The following is an 8,651-nucleotide window of genomic DNA, read 5'->3' as shown; positions in this document are numbered from 1 at the left end:
AGGGGGTCGTCTCAGAAAACGGAAAATAAAGCACGCTAAGGCGTCGCCGCCCCTGCCAGGCTTGCCCCGCCCTGTAGTGACGCGATCAACGGGCAGGAAACATTCCCCTTTCGTGCATGGCAGGCGCACACGAGTTCAGACAGCACGGTTTCCATGCGCGCCAAGTCGGCCATCTTCTCGCGCACGTCCTTGAGCTTGTGCTCGGCCACGCTGCTGGCTTCCTCGCAGTGGGTGCCATCGTCGAGCCGCAGCAGCTCGGCGATTTCATCCAGGCTGAAGCCCAACCGCTGAGCGGATTTCACGAACCGCACCCGCGTTACATCCGCCTCCCCATAGCGGCGGATGCTGCCGTAAGGCTTGTCCGGCTCGGGCAGCAAGCCCTTGCGCTGATAGAACCGGATCGTCTCCACATTGACGCCGGCCGCCTTGGCAAAAACGCCAATGGTTAGGTTCTCCAAAGTATTTTCCATATCGCTTGACTCCGTACATGAGTACGGAAGTAAGGTTACGCTATCCAATCCAAATTCAAAAGGCCAACGTATGTCTGAATCGCAAAACGGGCGCGGTGCGCTCTTCGCCGGCGGGCTGGCCGCCATCCTCGCCTCCGCTTGCTGCCTCGGGCCGCTGGTTCTGATCGCCTTGGGCTTCAGCGGGGCTTGGATCGGCAACCTGACCGTGCTGGAGCCGTATCGCCCGATTTTCATCGGCGCAGCGCTGGTGGCGTTGTTCTTCGCCTGGCGGCGCATCTACCGCCCTGCGCAAGCCTGTAGGCCGGGTGAGGTCTGCGCGATTCCCCAAGTGCGAGCGACCTACAAGCTCATTTTCTGGGTCGTGGCCGTACTGGTTCTGGTCGCGCTCGGATTTCCCTATGTCATGCCATTTTTCTACTGATCGGAGTTCACCATGAAGAAACTGTTTGCCTCCCTCGCCCTCGCCGCCGTTGTTGCCCCCGTGTGGGCCGCTACCCAGCCCGTCACGCTGTCCGTACCGGGCATGACGTGCTCGGCCTGTCCGATCACCGTCAAGAAGGCGATTTCCAAGGTCGATGGCGTCAGTAAAGTTGCCGTGACCTTCGAGACCCGCGAAGCGGTGGTCACCTTCGATGATGCCAAGACCAGTGTGCAGAAGCTGACCAAGGCAACCGGGGACGCGGGCTATCCCTCCAGCGTCAAGCAGTGAGCCACTGAACCCGACCCTGGGGCGATCATGGGACTGATCACACGCATTGCCGACAAGGCCGGCGCGCTTGGCAGTGTGGTTTCCGCGATGGGCTGCGCCGCCTGTTTTCCGGCCATCGCCAGCTTGGGCGCGGCCATCGGGCTGGGCTTTCTACAGGAATACGAAGGCTTGTTCATTTTCACGCTGCTGCCGCTGTTCGCCGTCGTCGCTTTGCTGGCGAATGCACTGGGCTGGCTCAGTCATCGGCAATGGCACCGCAGCCTGCTCGGCATGATCGGGCCAGCCATCGTGTTCGCCGGAACCGTCTGGTTGCTTGGCAACTGGTGGACAGCGCGCCTCGTATACACCGGCCTGGCCCTGATGATCGGCGTGTCGATCTGGGACTTGGTTTCACCGGCAAATCGCCGCTGCGGGCCGGATGGCTGCGAACTCCCAGCAAAACACGGCTGACGGCGTGAGCCAGCGGCCAACACAGAAAAGGAACGATGAATGACCACCCTCAAAATCACCGGCATGACTTGCGACTCGTGCGCAGTGCATGTCAAGGAAGCCCTGGAGAAAGTGCCAGGCGTGCAGTCGGCGAATGTCTCATATACCAAGGGCAGCGCCAAGCTCGCCGTCGAGACCGGCACATCGCCGGACGCGTTGACTGCCGCCGTGGCCGGACTCGGTTATCGGGCCACGCTCGCCGACGCGCTCGTGCCTCCGGTGGGCGGCGGCTTGCTCGTCAAGATGCGCGAATGGCTAGGTAGCGGCGACAAGGCTGGTGATGATGGTGGCGGATTGCATATTGCCGTTATCGGCAGCGGCGGCGCGGCGATGGCGGCGGCGCTGAAGGCCGTCGAGCAAGGCGCGCACGTCACCCTGATCGAGCGCGGCACTATTGGCGGCACCTGCGTCAATATCGGCTGCGTGCCGTCCAAGATCATGATCCGCGCTGCTCACATCGCCCACTTGCGTCGAGAAAGCCCGTTCGATGGCGGCATGCCGCCCACACCGCCGACGATCTTGCGCGAGCGGCTGCTGGCCCAGCAGCAGGCGCGCGTCGATGAACTGCGCCACGCCAAATACGAAGGCATCCTGGATGACAATCCCGCCATCTCCGTGCTGCACGGCGAAGCCCGTTTCAAGGACGCGCACAGCCTGACCGTGCAACTCAACGGTGGTGGCGAACGTGTGCTGGCGTTCGACCGTTGCCTGATTGCCACCGGCGCGAGTCCGGCCGTGCCGCCGATTCCCGGCCTGAAGGACACGCCGTACTGGACTTCCACCGAAGCACTGGTCAGCGACACCATTCCTGAGCGGCTGGCCGTGATTGGTTCGTCGGTGGTAGCGCTGGAACTGGCGCAGGCGTTCGCCCGACTGGGCAGCAAAGTAACGATTCTTGCACGCAGCACCCTGTTCTTCCGCGAAGACCCGGCCATCGGTGAGGCAATCACGGCGGCGTTCCGCGCCGAAGGGATCGAGGTGCTGGAGCACACCCAGGCCAGCCAGGTCGCGCACGAGGGCGGCGAATTCGTGCTCACCACGGCGCACGGCGAGCTGCGCGCCGACAAACTGCTGGTCGCCACCGGTCGCTCGCCCAACACGCGCAGCCTGGCACTGGACGCGGCAGGTGTCGCGCTCAACCTGCAAGGCGCTATCGTCATCGACGTCGGCATGCGGACCAGCACGCCGGACATCTACGCGGCCGGCGACTGCACCGACCAGCCTCAGTTCGTCTATGTGGCGGCAGCGGCCGGCACCCGTGCGGCGATCAACATGACGGGCGGTGACGCGGCGCTTAACCTTGCCGCCATGCCTGCCGTGGTGTTCACCGATCCGCAAGTCGCCACCGTGGGCTACAGCGAGGCAGAGGCCCAGCACGACGGGATCGAGACCGACAGTCGCACCTTGACCTTGGACAACGTGCCGCGCGCACTCGCCAACTTCGACACACGCGGCTTCATCAAGCTGGTCGTTGAAGAAGGCAGCGGACGACTGATCGGCGTGCAGGCGGTCGCGCCGGAAGCGGGCGAGCTGATCCAGACCGCTGCGCTGGCGATTCGCAACCGCATGACGGTGCAGGAACTGGCCGACCAGTTGTTTCCCTACCTGACGATGGTCGAGGGCTTGAAGCTCGCGGCGCAGACCTTCAACAAGGATGTGAAGCAGCTTTCCTGCTGCGCCGGGTGAGAAAAAGGAGGTGTTCGATGAACGCCTACACGGTGTCCCGGCTGGCCCTTGATGCCGGGGTGAGCGTGCATATCGTGCGCGACTACCTGCTGCGCGGACTGCTGCGGCCGGTGGCGTGCACGCCAGGCGGCTACGGCCTGTTCGACGAGGCTGCCTTGCAGCGGCTGTGCTTCGTGCGGTCCGCCTTCGAAGCGGGCATCGGCCTCGATGCGCTGGCGCGGCTGTTCCGGGCGCTGGATGCAGCGGACGGTGGCGAAGCGGCCACGCAGCTTGCCGTGCTGCGCCAGTTCGTCGAACGCCGGCGCGAAGCGTTGGCCGATCTGGAAGCGCAGTTGGCCACCCTGCCGACCGAGCCGGCACAGCACGCGGAGAGTCTGCCATGAACGGCCCGGAACGCCTGCCGACCAAGACACGCAAGCCGTTCACCGGCTACCTGTGGGGCGCGCTGGCCGTGCTCACCTGTCCCTGCCATTTGCCGATTCTCGCCGTTGTGCTGGCCGGAACGACCGCCGGCGCATTCATCGGGGAGCATTGGGGTATTGCAGCCCTCACGCTGACCGGCTTGTTCGTGCTGTCCGTGACGCGGCTACTGCGGGCCTTCCGGGGCGGATCATGACGACCTCGCACCCCGCCGGATGGACGGCGACCGAGTTGGCGCAGGCGGTTGTGCGCGGGCAACTTGAGCTGCATTACCAGCCGATAGTCGATCTGCGCAGTGACCAGATTGTCGGTGCGGAAGCCCTGTTGCGCTGGCGTCATCCGACGCTCGGGCTGCTGCCGCCCGGCCAGTTCCTGCCTGTGGTCGAATCGTCCGGCCTGATGCCGGAAATCGGTGCCTGGGTGCTGGGCGCAGCCTGCCGCCAGATGCGCGAGTGGCGGAAGCTGGCGTGGCAACCGTTCCGGCTGGCCGTCAATGTTTCGGCGAGCCAAGTGAGACCGGGTTTCGACGGGTGGGTAAAGGACATGCTGGCTGATGCCGAGTTGCCCGCCGAGTCTCTTGAAATCGAGCTGACCGAATCGGTCGCATTCGGTAATCCGGCGATCTTCCCCGCCCTGGAAGCCTTGCGACAGATCGGTGTGCGCTTCGCCGCCGATGACTTCGGCACCGGCTATTCCTGCCTGCAACACCTGAAGTGCTGCCCGATTACTACGCTCAAGATCGACCAGTCCTTCGTCGCCGGACTCGTCGCCGATCACCGCGACCGAACCATCGTGCGCTCCGTGATTCAGCTTGCGCACGGGCTGGGCATGGACGTGGTGGCCGAGGGCGTGGAAACGCCGACCAGTCTCGCACTGTTGCGGCAAGCGGAGTGCGATACGGGACAAGGCTTCCTGTTCGCCAAGCCAATGCCGGCGGCGGCATTCGCCGCCTTTGTCAGTCAATGGAGGGGTGCCACCATGAATGCAAATGATCCGACTGCCACCAGTTGCTGCGTGTGCTGCAAGGAAATCCCGCTCGATGCCGCCTTTACCCCGGAAGGCGTGGAGTATGTCGAGCACTTCTGCGGGCTGGAGTGCTATCAGCGCTTCCAGGCGCGGGCCAAGGCAGAGAACGAAACCGGTGCTGATCCGAACACCTGCGGCTCGCTGCCGTCAGACTCAGGCATACCCTAACCTGGCGTCAGATCGTCCGGCGCGGAAGCGTCAGAATAGAGCCGCCTCGCGAATTGTTTGACACAGCCCGTCAAAGGTCATAGATTTCTTCCTGACACATTTCCCTCAGGAGGATACCTTGCACGGTCAGCGCATCGGTTACGTCCGCGTCAGCACCTTCGACCAGAACCCGGAACGGCAACTGGAACAGATTCCGGTGGACAAGGTGTTCACCGACAAGGCGTCGGGCAAGGATACCCGGCGGCCCGAACTGGAACGGCTGCTCGCCTTCGTGCGCGAAGGCGACACGGTGGTGGTGCACAGCATGGATCGTCTGGCACGCAACCTCGACGACCTGCGCCGCCTGGTGCAGAGCCTCACCCGGCGCGGCGTGCGCATCGAATTCGTGAAAGAGCATTTGACCTTCACCGGCGAGGACTCGCCGATGGCGAACCTGATGCTCTCGGTGATGGGCGCGTTCGCCGAGTTCGAGCGCGCTCTGATCCGCGAGCGTCAGCGCGAGGGTATTGCGCTCGCCAAGCAACGCGGAGCTTACCGTGGCAGGAAGAAATCCCTGTCGTCTGAGCGTATTGCCGAACTGCGCCAACGTGTCGAGGCTGGCGAGCAAAAGACCAAGCTGGCTCGTGAATTCGGAATCAGTCGCGAAACCCTGTATCAATACTTGAGAACGGATCAGTAAATATGCCACGTCGTTCAATCCTGTCCGCCGCCGAGCGGGAAAACCTGCTGGCGTTGCCGGACTCCAAGGACGACCTGATCCGACATTACACATTCAGCGATACCGACCTCTCGATCATCCGACAGCGGCGCGGGCCAGCCAATCGGCTGGGCTTCGCGGTGCAGCTCTGCTACCTGCGCTTTCCAGGCGTCATCCTGGGCGTCGATGAACCGCCGTTCCCGCCCTTGTTGAAGCTGGTCGCCGAGCAGCTCAAGGTCGGCGTCGAAAGCTGGGACGAGTACGGCCAGCGGGAGCAGACCCGGCGCGAGCACCTGGTCGAGCTGCAAACCGTGTTCGATTTCCGGCCCTTCACCATGAGCCATTACCGGCAGGCCGTCCAGATGCTGACCGAGCTGGCGATGCAAACCGACAAGGGCATCGTGCTGGCCAGCGCCTTGATCGAGCACCTGCGGCGGCAGTCGGTCATTCTGCCCGCGCTCAACGCCGTCGAGCGGGCGAGTGCCGAGGCGATCACCCGCGCCAACCGGCGCATCTACGACGCCTTGGCCGAACCATTGGCGGACGTGCATCGCCGTCGCCTTGATGACTTGCTCAAGCGCCGGGACAACGGCAAGGCGACCTGGTTGGCCTGGCTGCGCCAGTCACCGGCCAAGCCGAATTCGCGCCACATGCTGGAGCACATCGAACGCCTCAAGGCGTGGCAGGCACTCGACCTGCCTTCCGGCATCGAGCGGCTGGTTCACCAGAACCGCCTGCTCAAGATCGCCCGCGAAGGCGGCCAGATGACACCCGCTGACCTGGCCAAGTTCGAGCCGCAGCGGCGTTACGCCACCCTCGTTGCGCTGGCCATCGAGGGCATGGCCACCGTCACCGACGAAATTATCGACCTGCATGACCGTATCCTGGGCAAGCTGTTCAACGCCGCCAAGAACAAGCATCAGCAGCAGTTCCAGGCATCGGGCAAAGCCATCAATGCCAAGGTGCGCCTGTACGGGCGCATCGGCCAGGCGCTGATCGACGCCAAGCAATTGGGCCGCGACCCGTTCGCTGCCATCGAGGCCGTCATGTCCTGGGACGCCTTCGCCGAGAGCGTCACCGAGGCGCAGAAACTCGCACAGCCCGAGGACTTCGATTTCCTGCACCGCGTCGGCGAAAGCTACGCCACGCTGCGCCGCTACGCGCCGGAATTCCTTGCCGTGCTCAAGCTGCGGGCCGCGCCCGCCGCCAAGGACGTGTTCGACGCCATCGAAGTGCTGCGCAACATGAACAGCGACAACGCCCGCAAGGTGCCCGCCGATGCGCCGACCGGCTTCATCAAGCCGCGCTGGCAGAAGCTGGTGATGACCGACACCGGAATCGACCGGCGCTACTATGAACTGTGCGCGCTGTCCGAGTTGAAGAACTCCCTGCGCTCGGGCGACATCTGGGTGCAAGGGTCACGCCAGTTCAAGGACTTCGAGGATTACCTGGTGCCACCGGCGAAGTTCGCCAGGCTCAAACAGTCCAGCGAGTTGCCGCTGGCCGTGGCCACCGATTGCGACCAGTACCTGCACGAGCGGCTGACGCTGCTGGAAACGCAGCTTGCCATCGTCAACCGCATGGCGGCGGCAAACAACCTGCCTGATGCCATCATCACCGAGTCGGGCCTGAAGATCACGCCGCTGGATGCGGCGGTACCCGACACTGCGCAGGCGTTGATCGACCAGACGGCCATGATCCTGCCGCACGTCAAGATCACCGAACTGCTGCTGGAAGTGGACGAGTGGACAGGCTTTACCCGTCACTTCGCGCACCTGAAATCGGGCGACCTGGCCAAGGACAAGAACCTGTTGCTGACCACGATCCTGGCCGACGCGATCAACCTGGGCCTGACCAAGATGGCCGAGTCGTGCCCTGGCATGACCTACGCTAAGCTGGCGTGGCTGCAAGCCTGGCACGTCCGTGACGAAACCTATGGGGCGGCGCTGGCCGAGCTGGTCAACGCGCAGTTCCGGCATCCCTTCGCCGAGCACTGGGGCGACGGCACCACGTCATCGTCGGACGGCCAAAACTTCCGCACTGGCAGCAAGGCCGAGAGCACCGGCCACATCAACCCGAAATACGGCAGCAGCCCAGGACGGACGTTCTACACCCACATCTCCGACCAGTACGCGCCGTTCCACACGAAGGTCGTGAACGTCGGCGTGCGCGACTCGACCTACGTGCTCGACGGCCTGCTGTACCACGAGTCCGATCTGCGCATCGAGGAGCACTACACCGACACGGCGGGCTTCACCGATCACGTCTTCGCGCTGATGCACCTACTAGGCTTCCGCTTCGCGCCGCGCATCCGCGACCTGGGCGACACCAAGCTCTATATTCCCAAGGGTGAAACCGCCTATGACGCGCTCAAGCCGATGATCGGCGGCACGCTCAATATCAAGCACGTCCGCGCCCATTGGGATGAAATCCTCCGGCTGGCCACGTCGATCAAGCAAGGCACGGTGACGGCCTCGCTGATGCTCAGGAAACTCGGCAGCTACCCGCGCCAGAACGGCTTGGCCGTCGCCCTGCGCGAGTTGGGCCGCATCGAACGCACGCTGTTCATTCTGGACTGGCTGCAAAGCGTCGAGCTACGCCGCCGCGTCCATGCTGGGCTGAACAAGGGGGAAGCCCGCAACGCGTTAGCCCGCGCCGTGTTCTTCAACCGCCTGGGCGAAATCCGCGACCGCAGCTTCGAGCAGCAGCGCTACAGAGCCAGCGGCCTCAACCTGGTGACGGCGGCCATCGTGCTCTGGAATACGGTTTATCTGGAACGGGCCGCGAATGCCCTGCGTGGCCACGGCAAGCCCGTTGATGACTCTCTATTGCAGTATCTGTCGCCGCTGGGTTGGGAGCACATCAACCTGACTGGCGATTACCTCTGGCGCAGCAACGCCAAGATCGGCGCGGGCAAGTTCAGGCCGCTACGGCCACTGCATCCGGCTTAGCGTGCTTTATTTTCCGTTTTCTGAGACGACCCCAT

At 63.8% G+C, this 8,651-nt stretch carries 10 protein-coding genes; 9 read left to right on the top strand and 1 reads right to left on the bottom strand.

What is annotated here, in order from left to right:
* Positions 1-35: 35 nt before the first annotated feature.
* Entirely contained in the window at positions 36-470 is a 435-nt protein-coding gene (gene merR / locus BFE01S_RS36490) for an Hg(II)-responsive transcriptional regulator (RefSeq protein WP_004636746.1), read from the bottom strand.
* A gap of 70 nt (positions 471-540) precedes the next feature.
* Here merR and merT point away from each other — a divergent pair, with 70 nt between their 5' ends.
* The 9 genes from merT (at position 541) to BFE01S_RS36445 (ending at position 8,616) form a co-directional block, all read left to right on the top strand.
* Positions 541-891 (top strand): mercuric ion transporter MerT, encoded by a 351-nt coding sequence (merT, locus tag BFE01S_RS36485; RefSeq protein ID WP_004636748.1) that lies wholly within the window; start codon positions 541-543, stop codon positions 889-891.
* 12 nt (positions 892-903) lie between these two features.
* Positions 904-1,179: a mercury resistance system periplasmic binding protein MerP gene (gene merP / locus BFE01S_RS36480; RefSeq protein WP_004636750.1), complete on the top strand. Its 276-nt coding sequence runs from the start codon at positions 904-906 to the stop codon at positions 1,177-1,179.
* A 27-nt stretch (positions 1,180-1,206) separates the two neighbouring features.
* A complete protein-coding gene (merC, locus tag BFE01S_RS36475; protein ID WP_004636756.1) occupies positions 1,207-1,629 on the top strand; it encodes an organomercurial transporter MerC in 423 nt (140 codons plus the stop codon).
* Positions 1,630-1,668: 39 nt separating this feature from the next.
* Positions 1,669-3,354: a mercury(II) reductase gene (merA, locus tag BFE01S_RS36470; RefSeq protein ID WP_004636758.1), complete on the top strand. Its 1,686-nt coding sequence runs from the start codon at positions 1,669-1,671 to the stop codon at positions 3,352-3,354.
* Between the two features lie 17 nt (positions 3,355-3,371).
* On the top strand, positions 3,372-3,737 hold the full coding sequence (gene merD / locus BFE01S_RS36465) for a mercury resistance co-regulator MerD (RefSeq protein ID WP_004636761.1): 366 nt from the start codon (positions 3,372-3,374) through the stop codon (positions 3,735-3,737).
* A complete protein-coding gene (merE, locus tag BFE01S_RS36460) occupies positions 3,734-3,970 on the top strand; it encodes a broad-spectrum mercury transporter MerE (protein WP_004099015.1) in 237 nt (78 codons plus the stop codon). The genes merD and merE overlap by 4 nt, the downstream gene beginning before the upstream one ends.
* Entirely contained in the window at positions 3,967-4,968 is a 1,002-nt protein-coding gene (locus BFE01S_RS46175) for a DUF3330 domain-containing protein (RefSeq protein WP_004636771.1), read from the top strand. Before merE ends, BFE01S_RS46175 begins: the two co-directional genes overlap by 4 nt.
* 118 nt (positions 4,969-5,086) lie before the next feature.
* On the top strand, positions 5,087-5,647 hold the full coding sequence (locus BFE01S_RS36450) for a recombinase family protein (protein WP_004636773.1): 561 nt from the start codon (positions 5,087-5,089) through the stop codon (positions 5,645-5,647).
* A 2-nt stretch (positions 5,648-5,649) separates the two neighbouring features.
* Complete coding sequence (locus BFE01S_RS36445; protein ID WP_009242142.1) at positions 5,650-8,616, top strand: Tn3 family transposase; 2,967 nt, start codon at positions 5,650-5,652, stop codon at positions 8,614-8,616.
* The last annotated feature ends 35 nt before the right edge of the window (positions 8,617-8,651 follow it).

This window comes from Paraburkholderia ferrariae NBRC 106233, assembly GCF_000685035.1.
GTDB lineage: Bacteria > Pseudomonadota > Gammaproteobacteria > Burkholderiales > Burkholderiaceae > Paraburkholderia > Paraburkholderia ferrariae.
The sequence above is the reverse complement of the archived record's forward strand: the minus strand, read 5'-3'. Positions and strand labels throughout refer to the sequence as shown.